This window comes from Streptomyces sp. WM6372 (genome assembly GCF_001279655.1).
Taxonomy (GTDB): Bacteria; Actinomycetota; Actinomycetes; order Streptomycetales; family Streptomycetaceae; genus Streptomyces.
Map to the genome: position 1 here is coordinate 82,816 of NZ_LGDB01000180.1, position 25,011 is coordinate 107,826.

Genomic DNA, 25,011 nt, shown 5'->3' on the forward strand with positions numbered 1-25,011 from the left:
CTCACATCCGGAAGACGCCGAAGCCGCCGCGGGCGCCCTCGACGGGGGCGTTGTGGACGGCCGACAGGCACAGGCCGAGGACGGTACGGGTGTCGCGCGGGTCGATGACGCCGTCGTCGTACAGCCGCCCCGACAGGAACATCGGCAGGGACTCTGACTCGATCTGCGCCTCCACGAAGGCGCGCATCCCGGCGTCGGCCTCCTCGTCGTATGGCTGCCCCTTCGCGGCGGCCGACTGCCGGGCCACGATGGAGAGCACCCCGGCGAGCTGGGCCGGGCCCATGACGGCGGATTTGGCGCTGGGCCAGGCGAAGAGGAAGCGGGGCTCGTAGGCGCGGCCGCACATGCCGTAGTGGCCGGCTCCGTAGCTGGCGCCGATGAGGACGGAGAGGTGGGGGACGCGGGAGTTGGAGACCGCGTTGATCATCATCGAGCCGTGCTTGATGATGCCGCCCTGCTCGTACTCCTTGCCGACCATGTAGCCGGTGGTGTTGTGGAGGAAGAGGAGCGGGATGTCGCGCTGGTTGGCGAGCTGGATGAACTGGGCGGCCTTCTGCGACTCGGCGCTGAACAGCACGCCCTGGGCGTTGGCGAGGATGCCGACGGGGTAGCCGTGGAGGGTGGCCCAGCCGGTCACCAGGCTGGTGCCGTAGAGGGGCTTGAACTCGTCGAAGTCGGAGCCGTCGACGATGCGGGCGATGACCTCGCGGGGGTCGAAGGGGGTCTTGAGGTCGGCGGGGACGATGCCGAGGAGTTCCTCCGGGTCGTACTTCGGCTCCTCGGCGGGCTGCGGATCGGGGTGGGGCTTGCGGTGGTTCAGGCGGGCGACGACGCGGCGGGCCTGGCGGATCGCGTCGTGCTCGTCGAGGGCGTAGTAGTCGGCGAGTCCGGAGGTGCGGGCGTGCATGTCGGCTCCGCCGAGGGACTCGTCGTCGCTCTCCTCGCCGGTGGCCATCTTGACGAGCGGCGGACCGCCGAGGAACACCTTGGAGCGGTCCTTGATCATGATGGTGTGGTCGGACATCCCCGGGATGTACGCGCCGCCCGCGGTGGAGTTGCCGAAGACGACGGCGACGGTGGGGATGCCGGCGGCCGAGAGCCGCGTCAGGTCGCGGAAGATCGCGCCGCCCGGGATGAAGATCTCCTTCTGGGACGGGAGATCGGCGCCGCCGGACTCGACGAGGCTGATGCAGGGGAGGTTGTTCTGCCGGGCGATCTCGTTGGCCCGGAGCGCCTTCTTCAGGGTCCAGGGGTTGGAGGCGCCGCCGCGGACGGTGGGGTCGTTGGCGGTGACCAGGCACTCGACGCCCTCGACCGTGCCGATGCCGGTGACCATGGAGGCGCCGACGGGGTAGTCGCTGCCCCAGGCGGCGAGCGGGGACAGCTCCAGGAACGGGGTGTCCGGGTCGAGGAGCAGCTCGATGCGCTCGCGGGCGAGGAGCTTGCCGCGGTCCTTGTGGCGGGCCGTGTACTTCTCACCGCCGCCGAGGAGGGCCTTGGCGTGCTCGGCGTCCAGCTCGGCGAGGCGGGCGGTGGCCGCCGCGTGGTGGGCCAGGTAGTCGGGGGCGTGGGGGTCGACGGTGGTGGTGAGGCGGGTCATGGGGCGGTCCCCTCCGGGGTGAGCGGGAGGTGGGTCGGCAGGAGGTGGGCGGGAACGTCGACGTGCCGGGCGCGCAGCCACTCGCCGAGGGCCTTGGCCTGGGGGTCGAAGCGGTGGGCGGAGGCGACGCCGGCGCCGAGGATTCCGGCGATGGTGAAGTTGAGCGCGCGGAGGTTGGGGAGCGCGTGCCGGGTGACGGGGAGGCCCGCGGTCTCGGGGAGCAGGGTCTGGAGGGTCTCGACGGTGAGGGTGGTGTGGAGCCAGTCCCAGGCGTCGTCGCGTTCGACCCAGACGCCGATGTTGGCGTCACCGCCCTTGTCGCCGCTGCGGGCGCCGATCAGCGTGCCGAGGGGGACCCGGCGGGTGGGCTGCCCCGCCGGTGCCTGCGGCGGGGCGGGGCGGGGGGGCGCCACCGGGGTCGCACTCGGGTCCTCGGACGCCGGACGGGCCGGCATGCCGGGACGAGCCGAAGTACCGGGACGGTCCGACCTGCCGGGACGGGCCGACATGCCCGGCAGGGCCGAGATGGCGAGGCGGGTGCCGTCGGGGAGGACCGCCACGTGGGGGACCGAGAGCGCGGGTACGGCCGCGGACGTGAAGACTCCGTACGGCTGGGCCGGGCCCGGCGGGGACGTCACGTGGAATCCCGGATAGCTGGCCAGGGCCAGCTCGATGGCCTCCGAGGTGAGCGTGCGGCCCACCCGGTCCGGCGACGGGTCGCGGACCACCAGGCGCAGGAGGGCGCTCGCCGTCTCCTCCGTCCCGGCGTCCTCGTGGTCCGTGCGGGCCAGCGTCCAGTCCGCCGTGGCCACTTGGGACAGGGCGTCCGCCAACTGAGCCTGGACCAGTGCCGCCTTCGCCTCGATGTCCAGGCCCGTCAGGACGAAGACCACCTCGTTGCGCCAGCCGCCGATGCGGGTCACCCCCACCTTGAGGGTGGGGGGCGGGGGTTCCCCCACGACGCCCGTGATCGCCACGCGGTCGGCGCCGAGGTCCGACAGCCGGACCGTGTCCAGGCGCGCCGTGACGTCCGGTCCGAGGTAGCAGGGGCCCTGGGTTTCGTACAGGAGCTGGGCCGTCACCGTGCCCGCCGAGACGACCCCGCCCGTGCCCGGGTGCTTCGTGATCACCGACGAGCCGTCCTGCGCGATCTCCGCCAGCGGGAACCCGGGGCGGCGGACGTCGTGCGCCGTGAAGAAGGCGTAGTTGCCGCCGGTGGCCTGGGTCCCGCACTCCAGGACGTGCCCCGCCACCACCGCCCCCGCCAGCCGGTCGTGGTCGTCCGGCGCCCAGTCGAACCACCAGGCCGCCGACCCGCTGACCAGGGCCGCGTCGGTGACCCGGCCGGTGACGACCACGTCCGCGCCCGCCCGCAGGCAGGCCGTGATGCCGGCGCCGCCCAGGTAGGCGTTCGCGGTCAGCGCGCCCTCCGCGAACGGCATCAGGTCGTCGCCCTCGACATGGGCGACCGACACCGGCAGCCCGGCCTTGGCGGCGAGCAGGCGGATCGCGTCGGCCAGTCCCGCCGGGTTCAGGCCGCCCGCGTTGGCGACGATCCGTACGCCCCGCTCCCGCGCGAGGCCCAGGCCCTCCTCCAGCTGTCGCAGGAAGGTCTTGGCGTAGCCGAGGTCCGGGGTCTTCAGCCGGTCGCGGCCCAGGATCAGCATGGTCAGCTCGGCGAGGTAGTCGCCGGTCAGCACGTCGAGCGGCCCGCCGGTCAGCATCTCCTCGAAGGCGCTGAAGCGGTCCCCGTAGAACCCCGAGGCGTTGCCGATGCGCAGCGGCCGGCGGGGGCCCGCGTCCGCTCCGCGGCCGCCGCTCATCGGGCCGCCCCCGGTGCGCGGCCGGGGCCCGCCGGTCCCGCGAAGGCCTGGGCGATGTCCAGCCAGCGGTCGGCGTCGGGGCCGGTGGCGGTCAGGGCCAGGTCGGCGCGGTGGGCCCGCTGGGTCACCAGCAGGCAGAAGTCGAGTGCCGGGCCGGTGATCCGGTCCGCCGCGTCCTGCGGCCCGTAGGTCCAGGACTCCCCGCCGTCCGGCGGTACGAGTTCCACCCTGAACTCCCCGGCGGGCGCGGGCAGTCCCCGTACCCCGAACGCGTAGTCGCGGGCCCGTACGCCGATCCGCGCCACGTGCCGCAGCCGCGCGGTCGGGGTGCGGCGTACGCCGAGGGCGTCGGCGACGTCCTGGCCGTGCGCCCAGGTCTCCATGAGGCGGGCGCTGGCCATGGAGGCGGCCTTCATCGGCGGCCCGTACCAGGGGAAGCGGGCGTCGGGCGAGGCCGCGGCGAGCGCCTCGTCGAGGGCGGTGCGCCCGGCCCGCCAGCGGGCCAGCAGCTCGGCGGGCGGCAGTGCGGCGCCCTCCGCCGCGCCCTCGTCCACGAAGGTTTCGGGGGCCTTGACCGCCTCCTCGACCAGGGCCGTGAAGCCCTCGGGGTCGGTGAGGGAGACCAGCGCGGCCCGGTCGGTCCAGTGCAGGTGGGCGATCTGGTGGGCGACGGTCCAGCCCGGTGCGGGGGTGGGCCCGGCCCATCCGGCGCCGGGCAGGTCCCGTACCAGGGTTTCGAGCGCGAGGCCTTCCTCGCGCAGATCGGCGAAGACGGCGACAGCTGACGGATCGAGCACGGCGGGCTCCCCTTTCGGCGTGAGGGGAAGACTGGCAGCCGCGCCCAAAACAATCAAGCATGCTTGCATGATTTGGCCGCCGTGCGTCCCCTTCGCGCCACCGCCGCCAACTGACGGGGAGGGGAGGCGATTTGACGTTCGACGCCGGCCCGGCGCTGGTCGGCGGGTACGGCCGCCACGGGCCCGGAGGGGGCGATTCAGGCCGTACGCCGGAAAGCGGCGGAACCCGGACGGTGCCGCCCCGATACTGAACGCTTCGTCCCCCGCGAAGTCCCCCCGCGCCGAAGGCACTCGCGAAGCAGGCACTCGAAGAAGTCACTCGCCGAACGTCACCCGACGAAGAGGATGAACCGACGTGATCTCAGCCGCTTTCTCGCTCTATCCCGAACTCGACGCGACCACCCTCACCGCATTCGTCGCCGCCCTCGAAACCGGCGACGTCACCGGCCTCGCCCCCGCACGCGCCGCGGAGGTCGCCGACGCCCGGTCCGTCGCCGTCTTCAGCCGGGTCAAGGTCGCCGGCTCCGACGGGGACCTGCTCGACGCCGCGCTGTGGCGGCACAACGGGGGCCAGCCGCGGCCGGTGATCGTGATGCCCTCCCCGTGGACGAACCACGGCTGGCTCCCGTACGCCGTCCAGGCCAGCGTCTTCGCCGCCCGCGGCTACAACGTCCTCGCCTACAGCACCCGCGGTTTCGGCGGCTCCGAGGGGCAGGTCGACGTGGCCGGCCCGCTCGACGTCGCCGACGGCAGCCGGGCCCTGGACCACCTCATCGAGCGCACCGCCGGCCCGGTCACGAGGATCGGCTTCCTGGGGGACTCGTACGGCTCCGGCATCAGCCAGCTCGTCGCCGCGCACGACACGCGCGTCGACGCGGTGGTCGCGCTCAGCACCTGGGGCGACCTCGGCGAGGCCTTCTACGAGAACCGGACCCGGCACGTGGCCGCCGTCGAGGCGCTGCTCAAGGCGGCCTCGAAGGCCCGGCTGAGCCCTCAGACGCAGAGCGTGTTCGAGAACGTCCTGGCCAACCGCGACATCCAGGGCACCCTGCGCTGGGCGGAGCAGCGCTCGCCGTTCACCCACGTCAAGGAGCTCAACCGGCGCCAGGTCCCCGTGTACTTCTCGCACGCCTGGCACGAGACGCTCTTCCCGGGCAACCAGACGCTGAAGCTGTTCAACGAGCTCACCGGCCCCAAGCGCCTCGACCTCTCCATCGGCGACCACTCCGGTCCCGAGATGACGGGCATGATCGGCCTGCCCAACCGGATCTGGACGAACGCCCACCGCTGGTTCGACCACCATCTGCGGGGCATCGACAACGGCATCGCCGACGAGGGCCAGGTGCTCAGCGAGGTCATGTGGGGCCGGACCCTGGAACCCCGCCCCACCTGGGACTCCGTCACCGAGCAGGTGCGCCGGCTGCACCTGGTGAGCGGCGGGGAGCTCACCGAGCGGCCCGAGGCCGGCTGGAGCGCGGGCGTGCTGTGCGGGGTGGACACCCCGGCGACCGTCGCCGACGAGATCGTGCGCTCCGGGTACGACGAGATCGCGGGCCGCCCGAAGCCGTACCGGACCGGCGACATCGACCGCACCGTCGCCGCGGTCTGGACGGGGGACCCGGAGGCGGAGACCGCCCGGCTGCGGGGCACGCCGCGACTGCGCGTCACGTACCGGGCCGCGAACCCCGACTCCTCGTTCGTCGCGTACCTGCTCGCCGTGGCACCCGACGGTACGGCGCACATCATCACGCACGCCCCGTACGCGGACCTCGACTCGGCGCCCGACAGTCTGGTCAGCGCCGACATCGAGCTCCAGGCGACGGCGTACGACGTCCCGCGCGGGCACCGGCTGATGCTGGTGATCGACGCCCGCGACCCCTTCTACGGGGACGCGAACCTGCCGCGTTCGACGCTGGCCTTCACCTCCCCGGAGGCCACGCCGTCCTACCTGGACCTGCCGCTGGGCTGACGGCCGGGCGGGGCCTCCCCCGCCGGTCGCGCCGGTCGCGCCGGTCGCGCCCGCCCCGCCGAGCACCCCCGTGGCCGGCGGGGCGGGCGCGCGGGGTCACGCGTGACGGGCGAAGTCCATCGTCCAGTTGTGGAGCCAGGTCGCGCCCTCGTCGAGCGAGAAGAACTGCTCCCAGCGGGGGGAGCCGGAGGCGGTCCCCGACCACACGAACCGGACACGGACCGTCTTGCCGGCGTGCGTGTCCTCGCCCTCGAAGACGCCGGTGCCGTCCGCGAAACGGCCGGTGACCGGCGGGAAGAGGGTTCCGGTGCGGCGGCTCGCCCAGTACAGCGACCACTGCTCGCGCGCCGGGTCGTACAGGCGCAGGGTCAGACCGGCGAAACCCTTGGTCGGGAACTCGATCTCATCGAAGCTCGCGGCGCCGTCGAAGTGGCGGGACGCCCGGGAGACGGCCGGGAACTCCTCCCACGCACTGTCCGGGTCGAGGAAGTCGGTGCGCCGGCGGTTGGTGACGTCCCAGGTGCCGAGGAGAAAGTCGAAGTCGTTCATGCGAGGACCGTAGGACCGCTTCGCTGACATCCTGTGTCAGTGAAGTCGAGCCGCCTGCTGTCGATCCTGCTGCTGCTCCAGACCCGGGGACGGATGACCGCCGCCGAGCTCGCGGAGGAACTGGAGGTGTCCGTACGCACGGTCTACCGCGACGCGGAGGCGCTGGCCGCGGCGGGCGTCCCGCTGTACGGGGACGCCGGGCACAGCGGCGGCTACCAGCTGCTGGCCGGCTACCGGACCCGGCTGACCGGGCTCAGCGCGGGCGAGGCGGAGGCGCTGTTCCTGACCGGGATGCCGGGGCCCGCAGCGGAACTCGGGCTCGGGCGCGCCCTGTCGGCGGCCCAGCTGAAGCTGCGGGCGGCGCTGCCGGCGGAGCTGCGGGAGCAGGCGGACCGGATGAGGCTGCGGTTCCACCTGGACGCGCCGGGCTGGTACGCGGAGCACGAGGAGACCCCGTATCTGGCGCAGGTCGCGGACGCGGTGTGGCGGGGGCGGGAGATCGAGGTCCGCTACCGGCGGTGGAAGGAGCCGCAGGAGGTGGACCGGCGGCTGGAGCCGTACGGGCTGGTGCTGAAGGCGGGGCGCTGGTACCTGGTGGCGGGGGCGCAGGGGCACGAGGGCGGGGCGGAGCCGCGGACGTACCGGGTGGACCAGATCCTGTCGGTGCGGGAGACGGCGCGGGAGTTCCGGCTGCCGGAGGGGTTCGAGCTGGCGGAGCACTGGCGCCGGACGCAGGAGGAGTTCCATGCGCGGCTCCATCCGCAGGAGGCGCTGGTACGTCTCTCCGCGCACGGCGCAACGCGGCTGACGGGGGCCCAGGCGCGGGCCCTGGCCGCCGGGGGCGCACCGGATCCGGAACGGGCGGGGTGGACCCGGGCGGTACTGCCGATCGAGTCGCACGCCCGGGCGGAGGAGCAGTTCCTGGCGCTGGGCGCGGAAGCGGAGGTCCTCTCCCCGCCACCGCTGCGGGCCCGCATCCGCGCCACCCTCGCGGCGATGACCTCCCGGTACGCCTGAGCCTTCGACGGCTGCGGCGGGGCGGCTCGATCGGCGGTGACGCCCGGGGGCCCGCCCCCCGCGTCCGCCCCGCCCCGGCCCGTACGGTCAGGCGGCCGTCTTCCGGGTCTGGGAGCGGACAGCGCCCATGCTCGCCGCGATGACCAGCGCGATCGCCAGCGCGTCGATCGCCGACATCGCCTGGTTCAGGATCAGGAACCCGGCCGTGGCCGCGATCGCCGGTTCCAGGCTCATCAGGATCGCGAACGTCGGCGCGGGGACGCGGCGCAGCGCCAGGAGCTCCAGGGTGTACGGGAGGACGGAGGACAGGACGGCGACGCCGAGGCCCAGCGCCATCGTGCTCGGCACCAGGAGCGCCGAGCCGGCCTCGATCACGCCCAGCGGGAGCGAGAGCACCGCCGCCACCGCCATGGCCAGGGCCAGCCCGTCCGCCTGCGGGAAGCGGCGGCCCGTACGCGCGCTGAACACGATGTACGCCGCCCACATCGCGCCCGCTCCGAGCGCGAAGCCCGCGCCGAGGAGGTCGAGGCCGCCGAAGCCGCTGCCGCCGCCGTGGCCGGCGAGCAGGACGACGCCGCCGAGGGCCAGCCCGGCCCACAGCAGGCTGACCGGGCGGCGCGAGACGACGACCGACAGGACGAGCGGGCCGAGCACTTCGAGGGTGACGGCGGGGCCGAGCGGGATCCGGTCGATGGACTGGTAGAAGAGCCCGTTCATCCCGGCCATGGCGACGCCGAAGGCGACGACCGTGCCCCAGTCGGCGCGCGAGTACCCGCGGACCTTCGGGCGGCACAGGAGCAGCAGCACCAGCGCGGCGGCCGCGAGCCGCAGCGTGACCACGCCCGCGGCGCCCGCGCCCGGCATGATCATCACCGCGAGGGCGGCGCCGAACTGCACCGAGATGCCCGCGGCGACGACCAGTGCGACGGGGCCGAAGCGGGACGAGCCCAGACCGGACGCGCCCGGACCGGACGCGCCCGGACGGGACGAGCCGGCGGTCGTCGGGAGTGCCGGGTTCGTCGTGAGGCCGGTGGCCGCCGGGGCGCGGTCGGACTTGGGCGAGGTTGCGGGCATTAATCCAGACTAAGGGGTGCGTAAGGGCCACGCGTGCGTGCGTTCGCTTACAGGCCGGCCTCCGGAGCGCCCGTCAGCTCCTCCGCGAGCAGCTCGGCGAGGTGGCGGGCCCGGCTCCCGTCGGGGAGCCCGGCGAGCCGGGCGATCTGCGTACGGCACGAGAACCCGTCCGCCAGGATCGCGGCCCCGGGCGGGGCCGCGCGCAGGGCGGGGAGCAGCTGTTCCCCGGCGCAGGCCGCGGACACCTCCTCGTGGCCCGGCTCGAAGCCGAAGTTCCCGGCGAGGCCGCAGCAGCCGCCGCTGAGCTCGCCGCCGAGGCCGGCGCGCTCGCGGAGCCGGCGGTCGGCGGCGTCACCGAGGACGGCGTGCTGGTGGCAGTGCGTCTGGCCGACGGCGGGGCGGTCCAGGCGGGGCGGCTGCCAGTGCGGGGCGTGCTCCTCCAGGGTCTCGGCGAAGGTCCGCACGGCTGCCGCGAGGCGCTCCGCGCGGGGGTCGTCGGGGAGGAGGGCGGGGAGGTCGGTACGGAGGGCTGCGGCGCAGCTGGGTTCGAGGACCGTCACGGGTCCTCGAACGTCTCCCACGGCGTCGAGGGTGCGGCGCAGGACGGTGCGGGCGCGGTCGAGGCGGCCGGTGGAGACGTACGTGAGCCCGCAGCAGACCCCCTTCGGGGGGAGGGACACGGTGAGCCCGGCGTCCCGGAGGACCCGCACGGCCGCCCTGCCGGTCCGCGGGGACAGGTACTCGGTGAACGTGTCCGGCCAGAGCATGACGCCGCCGCCCGGGCCCGACCCCGGGCCCGGGCCCGGGCCCGGGGTCGGGCCCGGGCGCTGAGGCCCCGGCGCTGCCGCGGCCGCGCCGGCCGTGCGCCGCCACCAGCGGGTGAAGGGCTCGGCGGCCAGCGGCGGGAGGGCGCGCTCCCTCGTCAGCCCCGGAACCGGGAGGTGGCGGGCGGCCGCGTTCGCGAAGGGGGCCAGCCGCAGCGCGGCGATCAGGCGGAGCCACGCGGGCAGGCCGCCCAGCGTGTAGTGGGCCAGGGGGCGGATGCGGCCCGCCCAGTGGCGGTGGAGGAACTCCGCCTTGTACGACGCCATGTCCACCCCCACCGGGCAGTCGCTGAGACAGCCCTTGCAGGCCAGGCAGAGGTCGAGCGCCTCCGCGACCTCCCGCGAGCGCCAGCCGTCCGTCACGATCTCCCCGGCCAGCATCTCGTGCAGCAGCCGCGCCCGGCCGCGCGTGGAGTGCCGCTCCTCCCCCGTGACCCGGTAGGAGGGGCACATCACCTCCGGGCCGGCCGCGGTGGTCGACCGGCACTTCGCCACGCCCACGCAGCGGGCCACCTCCCCCGCGAGGGGCGTCGCCGGCAGCACCGCGAAGCGGAGGTTCTCGTCCGACCGGGCCGGGCGGACCAGCATCCCGGGGTTCATCCCGCCCGCCGGGTCCCACACGTCCTTGTACGCGCCGAAGAGCCGGATGACCTCCGGCCCGTACATCCTCGGCAGGAACTCCGCCCGCGCCTGCCCGTCCCCGTGCTCCCCGGAGAGCGAGCCGCCGTGCGAGACCACCAGGTCCGCCAGGTCCGAGGAGAACGCCCGGAAACGGGCGATCCCCGCCCCCGACACCAGGTCGAAGTCGATCCGTACGTGGACGCAGCCCTCGCCGAAGTGCCCGTACGGGGTCCCCCGCAGCCCGTGCCCGGCCAGCAGCGCCCGGAACTCCCGCAGGTACGCCCCCAGCCGGGCCGGCGGCACCGCGCAGTCCTCCCAGCCCGGCCAGGCCATCCCCCCGTCAGGCATCCGCGTCGCCGTGCCCGCCGCGTCCTCGCGGATCCGCCACAGCGCCCGCTGCCCCGCCGGGTCGGTGACCACGAGCGAGTCCACCGCGTCGGCGGCCCGTACGAGCGAGCGCGCCGCCGCCTCGTCCCGCATCTCGACGAACAGCCACCCCCCGCCCCGGGGCAGCAGCCCGGAAGCCGGGCCCACCAGGTCGGCCGCCATCCCCTCCACCGTCAGCGGCCCGAACCCCAGCAGCCCGGCCGCCGCGTCCGCCGCCGCGCTCTCGTCCGCGTACCCGAGGACCGCGAGCGCCGGCGCGCGCGGCGCCTCCACCAGGCGTACGACGGCCTCGGTCACCACCCCGAGCGTGCCCTCGCTCCCGCAGAAGGCCCGGGCCACCTCCACGCCCCGCTCGGGCAGCAGCGCGTCCAGCCCGCCGTATCCGGAGATCCGCCGCGAGAAGCCGCCGGCCGCCAGGCCCGTACGCAGCACCGCCAGGTTCCCCGACACCAGCTCCCGCAGACCCGCCGGGGCTCCCGCCCAGCCCGTCCCGAGCCGGTGCGCCGCGCCCCCGTACGCCGTGACCGCCAGCTCCGCCACGTTGTCCGCGGTGGTCCCCCAGGCCACCGAGTGGGCCCCGCACGCGTTGTTGCCGATCATCCCGCCCAGCGTGCAGCGGGAGTGCGTGGAGGGGTCCGGGCCGAAGGTCAGCCCGTACGGGCGGGCCGCCTCCCGCAGCCGGTCGAGCACCAGCCCCGGCTGGACCACGGCGGTCCGGGCGGCCGGGTCCAGCGACAGCAGGGCGTTCATGTGCCGGGTCAGGTCCAGCACCACACCGGTGCCCGTGGCCTGTCCGGCGATCGAGGTCCCGCCGCCGCGCGGGACGACCGGTACGCCGGCCTCCGCGCAGATCCGCAGCGCGGCGGCCACGTCCTCGGCGTCGCGCGGTGCGACCACCCCCACCGGCACCCGCCGGTAGTTCGAGGCGTCCATCGTCGCGAGGGCGCGGGCCGCGGCCCCGAAGTCCACCTCCCCGCGCAGGTTCTCCCGCAATGTCCGTTCGAGTTCCCCGGGTGACGTCACGGCCCCACCCTGCCACTGGCCGGACTCGTCTCATCGGGTGGACGCGCCTCCAAGGCGTGGACCGGGACCGGATACGCTCCGCTCGTGGCCGAGATCCAGATTCCCGCTGACATCAAGCCCGCCGACGGACGCTTCGGCGCGGGCCCCTCCAAGGTGCGGACCGAGGCGCTGGACGCCCTCGCCGCCACCGGTACCTCCCTGCTCGGAACCTCCCACCGCCAGGCCCCGGTCAAGAACCTGGTCGGCTCGGTGCGCGACGGCATCCGGGACCTCTTCTCCCTCCCCGAGGGCTACGAGGTGATCCTGGGCAACGGCGGCTCCACCGCCTTCTGGGACATCGCGACCGCCGGGCTCATCGAGCGCAAGTCCCAGCACCTCACGTTCGGCGAGTTCTCCTCCAAGTTCGCCAAGGCCGCGAAGCTCGCGCCGTGGCTGGACGAGCCGACCGTGATCTCCTCCGAGCCGGGCACGCACCCCGAGCCGGTGGCCGAGGCGGGCGTCGACGTGTACGCGTACACGCACAACGAGACCTCGACGGGTGTGGCGGCGCCGGTCAAGCGCGTCGCGGGCGCCGACGCCGGTTCACTCGTACTGGTGGATGCGACCTCGGGCGCCGGCGGTCTGCCGGTGGACATCACCGAGAGCGACGTCTACTACTTCGCCCCGCAGAAGTCCTTCGCCTCCGACGGCGGCCTGTGGCTGGCGGCGTTCTCCCCGGCGGCCCTGGAGCGCGCGGCGCGCGTGCACGCCTCCGGCAGCCGGCACGTCCCGGAGTTCTTCTCGCTGCCGACGGCGATCGACAACTCCCTGAAGAACCAGACGTACAACACCCCGGCCCTGTCCACCCTCTTCCTGCTGAACCAGCAGCTGGAGTGGATGAACAGCCAGGGCGGCCTGGAGTTCACGACCGGCCGTACGGCGGCCAGCGCGCGCCACCTGTACGGCTGGGCGGAGGCGTCGAAGTACGCCAACCCCTTCGTCGTGGACGCCGACAAGCGCTCCGCCGTCATCGGCACGATCGACTTCTCGGACGACATCGACGCGGCCGCCGTCGCCAAGGTGCTGCGCGCCAACGGCATCGTGGACACCGAGCCGTACCGCAAGCTCGGCCGCAACCAGCTCCGCATCGCGATGTTCCCGGCGATCGACCCGGCGGACGTGCAGGCGCTGACCGCGTGCATCGACTACGTGATCGAGCAGCTCTGACCACGCCCTGAGCGGCACCGTACGAGCCCCTGGCGACTCCGTGTCGCCGGGGGCTCCGTCGTTGCGCGGCAGCGCCGGATCCCCGGGACCTTGGTCCCGGGAACCGGGGCAAAGAGCCTGTGAACGGCGGCCCCTTGGCAGGTGCGCGGCCTGCGGCTTCATGCGCCGGGACCGGTACAAGAAGGACGCCTTCCCCACGGACAAGGTGTACGGGGACACCCACGGCTCGGCCCAACTGCGCCTGATCACCTGCGGCGGCAGCCTCACCGCCGACCGCCACTGGGACTCCGACGTCGTCGTCTTCGCACACCTCACCGGACGGGCGTCGGGCCGGGGGCGTGACCGGGCCCGGCCGCCCCGACCGGCGGGACCCGCACGCGATACCTTCAGGACCTCGGCATTCGGCATACGGTGAATGCAGTGCGGTGCAGTGCAGTGCGGTGCACCGCAGGACAGCATGGAGGCAGCGGCGTGAGCGTGCGAGTGACGGCGGCCCAGGGCGGCACGGACCCCTTCGGCACGGCCCGGCTGCGGCGCGGGGTGCTCGACTCCTGGGGCGCGGGCCCGGCCCGCTTCCGCGAGGACGCCAACGCCGAGGAGGACCTGGCCCTCGGCGGCTACCGCGACCGGCTCGTCGTCGAGCTGGCGCAGAACGCCGCCGACGCCGCGGCCCGGGCCGAGGTGCCCGGCCGGCTGCGGCTCACCCTGCACTCCGGCGAGGGCGGGCACGGCGTACTCGCCGTCGCCAACACCGGTGCCCCGCTGGACGCGACGGGCGTGGAGTCGCTGAGCACCCTGCGGGCCTCCGCGAAGCGGGAGTCCGCGGGGTCGGCCCGCACGACCGGCTCCGCCGACACCGTGGGCCGCTTCGGCGTCGGCTTCGCGGCCGTCCTCGCGGTGTCCGACGAGCCCGCCGTACTCGGCCGCCACGGCGGTGTCCGCTGGTCCCTGGCCGAGGCCCGCGAGCTGGCCCGCGACGCCGCCAACGGCAGCCCCGGCCTCGGCGACGAGCTGCGCCGCCGCGACGGGCACGTCCCGCTGCTGCGCCTGCCGCTGCCCGCCGAGGGCACCGCCCCCGAGGGCTACGACACCGTGGTCGTCCTCCCGCTGCGCGACGCCGCCGCCGGGGACCTGGTGCAGCGGCTGCTGGGCGGCATCGACGACGCGCTGCTGCTGACCCTGCCGGGGCTGGCCGAGATCGTCGTGGAGACCCCGCAGGAGGGCATCCGTACGATCCGCCGCCGCGACGAGGGCCCGTACACCGTCATCGAGGACGCGGCGGGAGGCGCCGGAGCAGCGGGCGCCCAGGGCGAGACCCGCCGCTGGCGCACCGTCCGGCACAGCGGCCCCATCGAGCGGGCGCTGCTCGCCGACCGCCCGGTGGAGGAGCGGCTGCGGCCGACCTGGACGGTGTCCTGGGCCGTGCCCGTGGACACCGAGGGCGCTCCCGTACGCCCGGCCACCGCGCCCGTGGTGCACGCGCCGACCCCGACCGACGAGCCGCTGGGCATCCCGGCCCTGCTCATCGCGACGCTGCCGCTGGACACCGCCCGCCGGCACCCCGCGCCGGGGCCGCTGACCGACTTCCTGGTGGAGCGCGCGGCCGACGCGTACGCCGAACTGCTGGGCTCCTGGGACCCGGTGGACACCGCGCTGGTGGACCTCGTACCCGGGCCGCTCGGCAAGGGCCCGCTGGACGGGGCGCTGCGCGCGGCCGTGCTCCAGCGGCTGCCGCGTACGGCGTTCCTCGCCCCGGCGGCCCCCGCCGAGCACGCCGAGGAGCGCTCCGCCCTGCGCCCGTTCGAGGCCGAGGTGGTGGAGGGCGCGGGCGCCGACACCGTACGGGTCCTCGCCGAGGTGCTGCCGACCCTGCTGCCCGCCGGGCTGGAGCGCCGGCCCGAGCTGCGCACGCTGGGCGTGGGCCGGCTGCCGCTGGGCGACGCCATCGAGCGGATCGCGGGCATCGAGCGCACCCCCGAGTGGTGGCACCGGCTGTACGACACCCTGGCGGGGGTGGACCCGGACCGGCTCTCGGGCCTGCCGGTGCCGCTGGCCGACGGGCGGACCACGATCGGCCCGCGCCACGTGCTGCTGCCCGACGCGGACACCCCGAAGGACCTGGCCCGGATGGGGCTGAAGGTGGCCCACCCGGACGCGGCGCACCCGCTGCTGGAGCGCCTCGGCGCGCTCCCGGCCACGCCGCGCGCGGTCCTGACGACCCCGCAGGTGCGGGCGGCGGTGGCCGCCTCGCTGGACGCCGGGGAGATCTGGGACGAGGACGCCCTCGACGCCGACGAGCTGGCGGAGGTGGTCCTGGGCCTGGTCCGGGACGCCGACCTGGCGCCGGGCGACGAGCCGTGGCTGGGCGCGCTGGCTCTGCCGGACGAGGACGGGGAGCTCACGCCCGCGGGCGAGCTGCTGCTGCCGGGCTCGCCGCTGGCCTCGGTGATCCGCGAGGACGAAGTCCCGTACGTGGACGGCGAACTGGCCGACAAATGGGGCGCGCAGCCCCTGACCGCCTGCGGGGTGCTGGCCACGTTCCAGCTGGTCCGCGCGACGGACGTGGTCCTCGACCCGGACGAACTGGAGCCGCGCGACGGGGACTTCGCCGAGCCGGACGACGCGGGGCTGCTGGACGCGGTGGACGTGTGGTGCGAGGACGTACTGGACCAGCTCCCGGACACCCCGCTGCCGCCCGTGGCCACGGAACTCGTCGCGGTCCGCGACCTCGACCTCGTCGACGACGACTGCTGGCCCCAGGCCCTGGCCATGCTCGCGCAGCCGCCGCTGCGCGACGCGCTGACCCAGCCCGTACGGGTACTGCTGCCGGACGGCACCACGCAGTCGGTGCGCCCGTACACCGCCTGGTGGCTGCGCGACCACCCGGTGCTCGACGGCCGCCGCCCGGCGGGCCTGCGCGCGGCGGGCGGCGACCCGCTGCTGGCGGGCCTGTACACCCCGGCGGACGCGACGGGCTTCGAGGACGAGCAGGTCCTGCGGGCGCTCGGCGTGCGCACGACGGTGCCGGCCCTGCTGGACGAACCCGGCGGTGCCGCCGAACTCCTGGGCCGGCTCGCCGACCCGGACCGCGAGGTGTCCGACCGCCAGCTGCACGCCCTGTACGGGGCCCTGGCCGATCTGGACCCCGAGCAGGTCACGCTCCCGGACGAGCTGCGCGCGGTGGTGGACGGCGAGATCGTCGTGGTCGACGCGGCGGACGCCGTGATCGCGGACGCCCCGGACCTCCTGCCCCTGACCGAGGGGCTCCCCCTGCTCCCGGTGGCCCCGGCCCGCGCGGCCGACCTGGCGGAGCTGCTCCAGGTCCGGCGCCTCTCGGAGACGGTCCCGGCGGAGGTCACGACGCCGGGCGAGGAGCACGAGGTCCCGGAGTCGGTCCGGATCCTCCTGGGCCCCTCGACCCCGGCGACCTACCTGGAGCACGAGGAGCTGATCGCGGGCGGCGTGGAGCTCGACTGGCGCCGCACCCCGGACGGCACCCTGCACGCCGCCACCCTGGAGGGCGTGGCGGCGGGCCTCGCCTGGTCGGCGGCCCAGTGGCCCCGCCGCTTCGAGGTGGCCGCCCTCCTGGAGGACCCCTCCCGCACCCCGGAACTGGCCCGCGACCGCTGGTTCGACTGAGGCCGGCTCCTCCGTCAGACGGCCGGGCCGAAGCCCGTGACCGTCGGGTGGGGAGTCCTCGTGCCCGTACCGGGGAAGACGGTGACCTTCCCGGAGGCGTCCGCGGACCAGAGGTCCGGCAGGCCGTCACCGGTGAGGTCGCCGTCGGAGCCGACGCGCGGGTGCGTGCCCGGCGCCAGGGTGGCCAGGACCGGCCCGGCGGCCGGGTCGGCGAAGGCGGAGAAGTCCGGGGCGTCCGGGGTGCCGGCGATGGAGAAGGCGCGGATCGTGCCGTTCACCTGAGAACGGGCCCACAGGGTCGGGAAGTCGGTGCCCTGGGCGCGGCCCGGGGTGAGCAGCTCGTAGCCGTCCCAGCGGGTGTCGTCACCCGAGACGAGGACTGCCTCGTCGTTCAGCCCGTTCGCGAATCCACGCTCCACCAGCCACAGACGGCCGTTCTCGGCGAACAGCACCGAGGTGGCCGGGAGGACGCCCCCGACCGGGCTGTCACCTCGCGGCGATCCGAACACCGCGAACTGCGTGACCTTCGACCAGTCGGAGCCGAGACCGTGCTCCGCGCAGTCGATGATGCGGCGGTCCGCGCTCCGGCAGGTGTCGGGCTTGTAGGCGAGGGTCGGCCCCTGCTCCGTGAACAGGCCGCTTCCGCCGTTGTGGAAGACGTACAGGGCGGAACCCCCGGGCACGTGGGCGATCAGGTCGTCGACCTGCTGGTGGCTCAGGCTCCCGCGGTGGCCGTACTGGACCCCCGTCCAGCTCCCGCTGCCGCCCGGGGCGGCGAGGGCGCGCGCGTTCGCGGTGTCCAGCGGGTTCGAACCCCACGTGCGGAGGTTGCCGGACGCGTCCGGGACGAGGACGTCCGGCTTGCCGTCGGCGTCGATGTCGCCGAAGGCGGCGGGGGCGGTGCTCTGCTGGGCGTAGTAGTAGGCGCTCGCGTCCTGGGAGACGTTGCCCGCGTTGTCCATCGTCTGGAGGTAGACCGCCTGGCTGCCCCAGGTCTCGGGCTTGACCTTGATGTCGAGGGAGCCGTCCGTCAGGCGGACGATGTGGGAGTCCTGCGCCCCGTCCGAGCAGCGCCAGCCGACGCTGGGCGTCGAGGTGGTCCGCCAGCGGGCGCAGGCGATCTCCGAGCCGGTGTCCGTGCCCTTCAGTGTGAAGGTCGCCTCCTCGCCGACCTTCTTGGGAGTCGCGTCCGTGGTGATCTCGGCGGTCGGCGGTGTGTGGTCCACCCGGAAGTAGCACCAGGGCGTGTAAGGGCTGGTCAGCTTCCCGTCGGTGGCGCGTGCCCGCCATGCGTACTGGCCGCCGTCCACGAACTGGTCGCCGCCGAAGGACGTGCCGGCCTCGGGCCACGTGGTCCAGATGGACGCCTGGTCGGTGCGCTTGCCCCCGTACGCGGTGTCCCAGAGCTGGAACGTCGTCTGGACCTGCGCACCCGCCGGCGAGGTGGCCTTGGCACGGAAGGTGAGGTCACCCAGACCGACCCAGCCCGCGCCGGATCCGGAGTACGGGTTGGTATCGCAGTCGGAGTAGCGGTCCTCACCGGCGAAGCCGGGAGTGGGGCTGGTCCGGGGCGCGGTGACCGCGGGCGCCGCCGGACCGCCGGCCGCAGCCGCCGGCGCGGCGGCCGCGACGCCGAGCGCCAGGGCCAGAGCGGCCATGGGTAGTGCGCGGGCAAGTGTCATGTGGTGGTCCCCCCTGGGATTTTCGGACTGTCGAGCAGCCGTAATCTGCCACAAGGGTTACCGGGTCGCACTGACATTTGATCGGCCGCACCACGGGCCGTGGTACGGCCGATCGGGGTTCAGGCCGGGAACTTGTGGTTGACCCAGCGGAAGGTGACTTCGATCAGGGCCGAGGCCGCCGCCGCGACGGCGACGGCCGTCCAGGGGAGTTCGGTGCCGACCAGCTTCAACTCGAAGAAGTTCTGGAGCCAGGGGACGACCAGGACGATCAGGAAGGCGCCGCCCATCGAGCCGACCAGGGCCACCCGCCACCACGTGTACGGGCGGGCGATGATCACCAGGACCCACATCGAGGTCAGGAACAGCGTCAGCGTCGCCGCGCTCGTCTCGGCCTGGAGGGCCTCCGGGCCCGTGTAGTGGTGGCGGGCGAGCACGTACGTCACGAAGGTGGCCACCGCCGCGATCACGCCGCCCGGGATCGCGTAGCGCATCACCCGTTTCACGAAGTGCGGCTTCGCGCGCTCCTTGTTCGGTGCCAGGGCCAGGAAGAAGGCCGGGATGCCGATCGTGAGCGTGGACAGCAGCGTCAGGTGGCGCGGCAGGAAGGGGTACTCGACCTGGAAGCAGACCACCAGGATCGCCAGCAGCACCGAGTAGACGGTCTTCGTGAGGAAGAGCGTGGCGACGCGGGTGATGTTGCCGATGACCCGGCGGCCCTCGGCGACCACCGAGGGGAGGGTGGAGAAGCTGTTGTTCAGGAGGACGATCTGGGCGACCGCGCGGGTGGCCTCCGAGCCCGAGCCCATGCTCACGCCGATGTCGGCGTCCTTGAGGGCCAGGACGTCGTTGACGCCGTCGCCCGTCATCGCGACCGTGTGGCCCTTCGACTGCAGCGCGCCGACCATGTCCCGCTTCTGCTGCGGGGTGACCCGCCCGAAGACGGCGTTCTCGTCGAGGACCTTGGCCATCTCGGCCCGCTCGGTCGGCAGCTTGCGCGCGTCCACCGTGTTCTCGGCGCCCGGCAGGCCCAGCTTGCCGGCCACCGCGCCCACCGAGACCGCGTTGTCCCCGGAGATGACCTTCGCGTGGACCTTCTGGTCCTCGAAGTAGCGCAGGGTGTCGGCCGCGTCGGGGCGCAGCCGCTGCTCCAGGACGATCAGCGCGGTCGGCTTGACCCCGGCCCCGACGGCCGGGTCGTCGAGCTCGCGCGCGGCCCGGGCGAGCAGCAGGACGCGCAGGCCCTGCTCGTTGAGGCCGTTGATCTCGTCGAGGGCCGGGTCGCCGGCCGGGAGGAGCACGTCGGGGGCGCCGAGCAGCCAGGTGTTGTTCTCGCCGTCGCCCTCGCTGAAGCTGGCACCGCTGTACTTGCGGGCGGAGGAGAACGGCAGGGACTCGGTGCAGCGCCACTCGGCGCTGTCCGGGTAGGCGTCGATGATCGCCTGGAGGCTGGCGTTGGGGCGGGGGTCGGACTCGCCGAGCGCGCCGAGCACCTTCTCGACGTACGCGGCCTCCGCGCCGCCGAGCGGCCGGAGCTCGGTGACGTCCATGCCGCCCTCGGTGAGGGTGCCGGTCTTGTCGAGGCAGACCACGTCGACGCGGGCGAGGCCCTCGATGGCCGGCAGTTCCTGCACCAGGCACTGCTGGCGGCCGAGCCGGATGACGCCGATCGCGAAGGCCACGGAGGTCAGCAGGACGAGGCCCTCGGGGATCATCGGGACGATGCCGCCGACCGTGCGGGCGATGGCGTCCTTGAGGTTGTCGTCCTTGACGACGAGCTGGCTGATGATCAGGCCGATCGAGGTCGGGATCATCATCCAGGTGACGTACTTGAGGATGGTGGAGATGCCGGAGCGCAGCTCGGAGTGGACGAGCGTGAAGCGGGTGGCCTCTTCGGCCAACTGGGCGGCGTAGGCCTGGCGGCCGACCTTGGTGGCGGTGAACGCGCCGCCGCCCGCGACGACGAAGGACCCGGACATGACGGGGTCGCCGGGCTTCTTCAGGACGGGGTCGGCCTCGCCGGTGAGCAGGGACTCGTCGATCTCCAGGCCCTCGGCCTCGCCGACGGACCCGTCGACGACGACCTTGTCGCCGGGGCCGAGTTCGATGACGTCGTCGAGGACGATCTCGGAGGTGGAGATCTCGGCGGTCCGGCCGTCGCGGCGGACGCTGGGTTTGGCCTCGCCGATGACGGCGAGACCGTCCAGGGTCTTCTTGGCCCGCATCTCCTGGATGATGCCGATGCCGGTGTTCGCGATGATCACGTAGCCGAACAGGCTGTCCTGGAGCGGCGCGACGATGAGCATGACGACCCAGAGCACGCCGATGATGGCGTTGAACCGGGTGAAGACGTTGGCGCGGACGATGTCGGCGGTGGAGCGGCTGCTGCGCACGGGCACGTCGTTGACGGCTCCGCGGGCGACGCGCTCGGCGACTTCGGCGGTGGTCAGGCCGGCGGGCTTGAACCGGGGTGCGGGCGGCCGGACCGGGTGTACCGGATCCAGCTCGGCTCCCGCGTCGATGGCCGCGCCGCCGGGACCGCCGGATCCCGGCCCGGAACCGTCTGGTTCGATCTCTGCCCGCTGCGTCATGCTTTCGACGGTAAAGGGGGTTCTACCGCTTCACCCGCCGAGAAGTCCGAAGATCCGACTTCGGGATGACCCGAATCGTCCCGTGGTCCCCCTCGGCTCCCGGCCGGTCAGCCGGAGGTGCCGCTCTCCTCTTCCCGCCCGGCCTGTGCTGCCGCGTGCCGCTTGAGCGCGGCGTCGCGGCCCCGTACGTACCAGAGGCCGATCAGGCCGAGGAACCCGCCGGCCGCGCAGCACCAGACCCACCACAGCAGGTCCCGGTCGGCGAACCAGCCGTAGAAGGGGAGCTGGACCAGGAACATGGCGAACCAGATGATCGTGCCGCCGGTGACGGTCGCGACGACCGGGCCCTCAAGGGGCGCGGGCGCCTCGTGCTTCGCAGTCCATTTCGCCATGACCCCCAGTCTAGGTGCGCCGAAACGGGGTCTACGCGCGGAGATGGACGGGCTTTCGTTCATGTGTTCATACTGAAACGGTGTGGGCATGGCCCATTTTCTTCGTATGAATCCCCCAATGCCCCCGCGATGAAGACCCAGAGGACCGCATGAGCACGTCGGCTCCCGCCCCCGCGCCCACCCTCCCGGACCCCGCCCCGCGCGGCGGGTCCGCACTGGACCGCCACTTCAAGATCTCCGAGCGCGGCTCCACGGTCGCCCGCGAGGTCCGGGGCGGTTTCGCGACCTTCTTCGCGATGGCCTACATCATCGTGCTGAACCCGATCATCCTGGGCAGCGCGAAGGACATGTACGGGCACCAGCTCGACAGCGGCCAGCTCGTGACCGCCACCGTCCTGACGGCGGCCTTCACCACGCTCCTCATGGGCGTCATCGGCAACGTCCCGATCGCGCTCGCCGCCGGCCTCGGCGTGAACACCGTCGTCGCCCTCCAGCTCGCCCCGCGCATGAGCTGGCCCGACGCCATGGGCATGGTGGTCCTGGCCGGCCTCGTCGTGATGCTGCTGGTCGCGACCGGCCTGCGCGAGCGGGTCATGAACGCCGTCCCGCTCGGCCTGCGCAAGGGCATCGCGATCGGCATCGGCCTGTTCATCATGCTGATCGGCCTGGTCGACTCGGGCTTCGTCACCCGCATCCCGGACGCCGCGCACACCACCGTGCCGCTCACCCTCGGCACCGGCGGCCACCTGCACGGCTGGCCCGTCCTGATCTTCATCGTCGGCGTACTGCTGACCCTCGCCCTGCTGATCCGCAAGACGCCCGGCGCGATCCTGATCTCCATCGTGGTCATGACCGTCGTCGCCGTGGCCGTCCAGCTGATCGCCGGGCTGCCCGACTCGGGCTGGGGCCTGACCGTTCCCGAATGGCCGGGCAACCCGGTGGCCGCGCCCGACTTCGGGCTCGTCGGCCAGGTCAGCCTGTTCGGCGGCTTCGGCAAGGTCGGCCTGCTGACCGGCATCCTCTTCGTCTTCACCGTGCTGCTGTCCTGCTTCTTCGACGCGATGGGCACGATCCTCGGCGTCGGCGACGAGGCCAAGCTGATCGACAAGGACGGCAACTTCCCCGGCATCAACAAGGTGCTGCTCATCGACGGCCTGGCCGTCGCCTCGGGCGGCGCCACCTCGTCCTCGGCCACCACCTGCTTCGTGGAGTCCACGGCCGGCGTCGGAGAAGGCGCCCGTACGGGTCTCGCGAACGTCGTGACCGGCGGCCTCTTCACCGTGGCGCTGTTCCTGACCCCGCTCGCCACCATGGTCCCGTCCCAGGCGGCGACCCCCGCGCTCGTGGCGGTCGGCTTCCTCATCCTGGCGGGCTCGGTCAAGGACATCGACTGGAGCGACTTCACCATCGCCGTCCCGGCCTTCCTGGCCATGGTGATGATGCCGTTCACGTACTCGATCACCAACGGCATCGGCTTCGGCTTCATCGCCTTCTGCGTGCTGCGGCTGGCGACCGGCCGGGGCCGCGAGGTCCCGGCGGCCCTGTACGTCGTGTCCGCGGTGTTCGTCTTCTACTACGCGATGCCGGCCCTCGGCCTCACGTAAGCGCCCACGGGCCCGCGTCGCCCACGCACCACTCACGCGTCACTCACGCGTCACTCACGCATCACTCAGGCGTCCTCACGTCAGCCCGTAGAACTTCTCCGTCTCGTCGACGGCCGCCTTGAAGCGCTCGTCGAAGTCATCGCGAATGAGCGTCCGGACCACGTAGTCCTGGACGCTCATTCCGCGTTTCGCGGCATGAGTCCGGAGGCGGTCGAGCAGCTCCCCGTCTATGCGCATGCTCAGCACGTGTGTCCCCATGCCGAAAGAGTCGTGGCACAGGCCGTGGACGCGTGTCGCTTTCCGCCGCCGACTCACCCGTACGAGTGACACGCTTCAGTGGCGTTCCTTAGAGAGAGTAATGAGGTAGTCTAAAGAGATGCTCGACCTAACCCATGGCGACGACGCTGCCGCCGTGAACGACCTCCGCTCCGCCGTCATGCGGCTCGGCCGGCGCCTCAAGCACCAGCGCGTCGACGAATCGCTGAGCCCGACCGAGATGTCGGTCCTCGGCACCCTCGCCCGGTGCGGCCAGGCCACCCCCGGTGAGCTGGCCCGGCGCGAGCACGTCCAGCCGCCGTCGATGACGCGCATCGTGGCGCTGCTGGAGGCCAAGGGACTGGTCAGGCTGCAGCCGCACCCGGACGACCGCCGCCAGAAGGTGGTCACCCAGACCGAGGAGGCCGAAGCGATGCTCGAAGAGAGCCGTCGCAAGCGGAACGCCTTCCTGGCCGGGCTGGCCGCCGAGCTCACCGAGGACGAATGGGCCAAGCTGCGCGAGGCCGCGCCCGTCCTGGAGAAGCTCGCGCACTTGTAAGGAACGACGCCAGGAGGCGACGCTTTTGAGTACGGGAACCGGAGCAGACTCCGCACCCGGCCATACATCCACCACTACCACCGGGCGCGCCGCGCGCTCCACATGCTCCACGGGCAAGAACAACTCGATGTTCAGCTCGCTGAAGATCCGGAACTACCGGCTCTTCGCCACGGGACAGGCCGTATCCAACACCGGCACCTGGATGCAGCGCATCGCCCAGGACTGGCTGGTCCTGTCCCTGACCGGCTCGGCCTCGGCCGTCGGCATCACGATCGCGCTGCAGTTCCTGCCGATGATGGTGTTCGGCCTCTACGGAGGCGTACTCGCGGACCGGCTGCCCAAGCGGCCGCTGCTGATCGCCACGCAGACCCTGATGGGCCTGACCGGTGTCGCCCTGGCCGCCCTCACCCTCGCCGGACACGTCCAGGTCTGGCACGTGTACCTCGCGGCCTTCCTGCTCGGCCTCGTCACCGTCGTGGACAACCCCGCACGGCAGACGTTCGTCTCCGAGATGGTCGGCAAGGACCAGCTCGCCAACGCCGTCAGCCTGAACTCGGCGAACTTCCAGTCCGCGCGGCTGGTCGGCCCGGCGATCGCCGGTGTGCTGATCACCGCCGTCGGCGTCGGCTGGGCCTTCCTGCTGAACGGGCTGTCCTTCGCCGCGCCCGTCGCCGGGCTGCTGCTGATGCGGACCCGCGAACTGCACCCGGTCGAGCCGCAGCCGCGCGCCAAGGGACAGCTGCGGGAAGGTCTGCGGTACGTCGCCGGGCGCCCCGAGCTGATCTGGCCGATCGTGCTGGTGGGGTTCATCGGCACGTTCGGGTTCAACTTCCCGATCTGGCTGTCGGCGTTCGTCAGCGACGTGTTCCACGGGGACGCGGGCACGTACGGGCTCTTCAACACGCTGATCGCCGCGGGCTCCCTGGCGGGTGCGCTGCTGGCGGCACGGCGCGGGCACTCGCGGCTGCGGCTGCTGGTCGCGGCGGCGGTCCTGTTCTCCGCGCTGGAGGTCGTGACGGCCTTCGCGCCCGGGTTCTGGCTGTTCGCGGCGCTGCTGGTGCCGATCGGGATGTTCGGGCTGACGGTCAACGTCACCGCGAACGCGAGCGTCCAGATGGCCACCGACCCCGAGATGCGGGGCCGGGTGATGGCGCTGTACATGATGGTGTTCACCGGCGGCACCCCGATCGGTGCGCCGGTCGTCGGCTGGGTGACGGACACGTACGGGGCCCGGGTCGGCATGGCCGCGGGCGGCCTCGTCTCCCTGGCCGCCGCCGCGACGATCGCGGTGATCCTGTCCCGGGTCGGCAACCTCCGGCTCAGTGTGAGCCGCCGCGGGGTCACGTTCGTGCCCTCGCCCCGCCCCCGCGAGCTGGTCACGGCGGCGTAGTACGTCCGCTGC

The 25,011-nt window shown here is 73.4% G+C and carries 18 protein-coding genes; 8 read left to right on the forward strand and 10 right to left on the reverse strand.

Annotation, left to right across the window (positions count from 1 at the left end; all coding sequences use genetic code 11):
* Position 1: 1 nt before the first annotated feature.
* Genes ADK52_RS16530 through ADK52_RS16540 form a run of 3 tightly spaced genes read right to left on the reverse strand, consistent with a single transcriptional unit; the run spans position 2 to position 4,220 of the window.
* Entirely contained in the window at positions 2-1,600 is a 1,599-nt protein-coding gene (locus ADK52_RS16530) for an acyl-CoA carboxylase subunit beta (protein WP_053690575.1), read from the reverse strand.
* Positions 1,597-3,423, reverse strand: coding sequence for an acyclic terpene utilization AtuA family protein (locus ADK52_RS16535; RefSeq protein ID WP_053690576.1), 1,827 nt, complete (start codon positions 3,421-3,423; stop codon positions 1,597-1,599). The genes ADK52_RS16530 and ADK52_RS16535 overlap by 4 nt, the downstream gene beginning before the upstream one ends.
* Positions 3,420-4,220, reverse strand: a complete 801-nt coding sequence (locus ADK52_RS16540) for a TIGR03084 family metal-binding protein (protein ID WP_053690577.1) — start codon at positions 4,218-4,220, stop codon at positions 3,420-3,422. Before ADK52_RS16540 ends, ADK52_RS16535 begins: the two co-directional genes overlap by 4 nt.
* A 355-nt stretch (positions 4,221-4,575) precedes the next feature.
* Between ADK52_RS16540 and ADK52_RS16545 the strand changes: the two genes are divergently transcribed.
* Positions 4,576-6,189 carry an alpha/beta fold hydrolase gene (locus ADK52_RS16545; RefSeq protein WP_053690578.1) on the forward strand — a complete coding sequence of 538 codons (1,614 nt, stop codon included), beginning with the start codon at positions 4,576-4,578 and terminating at the stop codon, positions 6,187-6,189.
* A gap of 96 nt (positions 6,190-6,285) precedes the next feature.
* Here ADK52_RS16545 and ADK52_RS16550 read toward each other — a convergent pair whose 3' ends face one another.
* Positions 6,286-6,738 (reverse strand): hypothetical protein, encoded by a 453-nt coding sequence (locus tag ADK52_RS16550; RefSeq protein ID WP_053690579.1) that lies wholly within the window; start codon positions 6,736-6,738, stop codon positions 6,286-6,288.
* Positions 6,739-6,777: 39 nt separating this feature from the next.
* Here ADK52_RS16550 and ADK52_RS16555 point away from each other — a divergent pair, with 39 nt between their 5' ends.
* Positions 6,778-7,755 carry a helix-turn-helix transcriptional regulator gene (locus ADK52_RS16555; RefSeq protein ID WP_053690580.1) on the forward strand — a complete coding sequence of 326 codons (978 nt, stop codon included), beginning with the start codon at positions 6,778-6,780 and terminating at the stop codon, positions 7,753-7,755.
* A gap of 87 nt (positions 7,756-7,842) precedes the next feature.
* Here the strand turns inward: ADK52_RS16555 and ADK52_RS16560 are convergent, their stop codons facing one another.
* On the reverse strand, positions 7,843-8,829 hold the full coding sequence (locus tag ADK52_RS16560) for an EamA family transporter (RefSeq protein WP_053690581.1): 987 nt from the start codon (positions 8,827-8,829) through the stop codon (positions 7,843-7,845).
* 47 nt (positions 8,830-8,876) lie between these two features.
* Entirely contained in the window at positions 8,877-11,684 is a 2,808-nt protein-coding gene (locus ADK52_RS16565; RefSeq protein ID WP_053690582.1) for an FAD-binding and (Fe-S)-binding domain-containing protein, read from the reverse strand.
* An 84-nt stretch (positions 11,685-11,768) separates the two neighbouring features.
* Between ADK52_RS16565 and serC the strand changes: the two genes are divergently transcribed.
* The 3 genes from serC to ADK52_RS16580 all read left to right on the forward strand — a co-directional run bounded on the left by serC (position 11,769) and on the right by ADK52_RS16580 (position 16,529).
* Positions 11,769-12,890, forward strand: a complete 1,122-nt coding sequence (gene serC / locus ADK52_RS16570) for a phosphoserine transaminase (protein WP_053690583.1) — start codon at positions 11,769-11,771, stop codon at positions 12,888-12,890.
* Between the two features lie 160 nt (positions 12,891-13,050).
* Positions 13,051-13,305, forward strand: a complete 255-nt coding sequence (locus ADK52_RS16575) for a hypothetical protein (RefSeq protein WP_053690584.1) — start codon at positions 13,051-13,053, stop codon at positions 13,303-13,305.
* 56 nt (positions 13,306-13,361) lie between these two features.
* On the forward strand, positions 13,362-16,529 hold the full coding sequence (locus tag ADK52_RS16580; protein WP_053690585.1) for a sacsin N-terminal ATP-binding-like domain-containing protein: 3,168 nt from the start codon (positions 13,362-13,364) through the stop codon (positions 16,527-16,529).
* A gap of 14 nt (positions 16,530-16,543) precedes the next feature.
* Here ADK52_RS16580 and ADK52_RS16585 read toward each other — a convergent pair whose 3' ends face one another.
* The 3 genes from ADK52_RS16585 to ADK52_RS16595 all read right to left on the reverse strand — a co-directional run bounded on the left by ADK52_RS16585 (position 16,544) and on the right by ADK52_RS16595 (position 21,191).
* A complete protein-coding gene (locus ADK52_RS16585) occupies positions 16,544-18,211 on the reverse strand; it encodes a VCBS repeat-containing protein (protein ID WP_159045961.1) in 1,668 nt (555 codons plus the stop codon).
* A gap of 119 nt (positions 18,212-18,330) precedes the next feature.
* Positions 18,331-20,799 (reverse strand): cation-translocating P-type ATPase, encoded by a 2,469-nt coding sequence (locus ADK52_RS16590; protein WP_053690587.1) that lies wholly within the window; start codon positions 20,797-20,799, stop codon positions 18,331-18,333.
* Positions 20,800-20,906: 107 nt separating this feature from the next.
* Positions 20,907-21,191: a DUF2530 domain-containing protein gene (locus tag ADK52_RS16595; protein WP_053690588.1), complete on the reverse strand. Its 285-nt coding sequence runs from the start codon at positions 21,189-21,191 to the stop codon at positions 20,907-20,909.
* Positions 21,192-21,340: 149 nt separating this feature from the next.
* On the opposite strand from ADK52_RS16595, the gene ADK52_RS16600 reads away from it, so the two are divergent.
* Complete coding sequence (locus ADK52_RS16600; RefSeq protein WP_053690589.1) at positions 21,341-22,795, forward strand: NCS2 family permease; 1,455 nt, start codon at positions 21,341-21,343, stop codon at positions 22,793-22,795.
* A 75-nt stretch (positions 22,796-22,870) separates the two neighbouring features.
* On the opposite strand, the gene ADK52_RS16605 is transcribed toward ADK52_RS16600, so the two are convergent.
* A complete protein-coding gene (locus ADK52_RS16605) occupies positions 22,871-23,053 on the reverse strand; it encodes a hypothetical protein (protein ID WP_030156886.1) in 183 nt (60 codons plus the stop codon).
* A 118-nt stretch (positions 23,054-23,171) separates the two neighbouring features.
* Between ADK52_RS16605 and ADK52_RS16610 the strand changes: the two genes are divergently transcribed.
* Positions 23,172-23,609: a MarR family winged helix-turn-helix transcriptional regulator gene (locus ADK52_RS16610; protein ID WP_030156888.1), complete on the forward strand. Its 438-nt coding sequence runs from the start codon at positions 23,172-23,174 to the stop codon at positions 23,607-23,609.
* A 25-nt stretch (positions 23,610-23,634) separates the two neighbouring features.
* On the forward strand, positions 23,635-24,999 hold the full coding sequence (locus tag ADK52_RS16615) for an MFS transporter (RefSeq protein ID WP_234343877.1): 1,365 nt from the start codon (positions 23,635-23,637) through the stop codon (positions 24,997-24,999).
* Positions 25,000-25,011 lie beyond the last annotated feature (12 nt).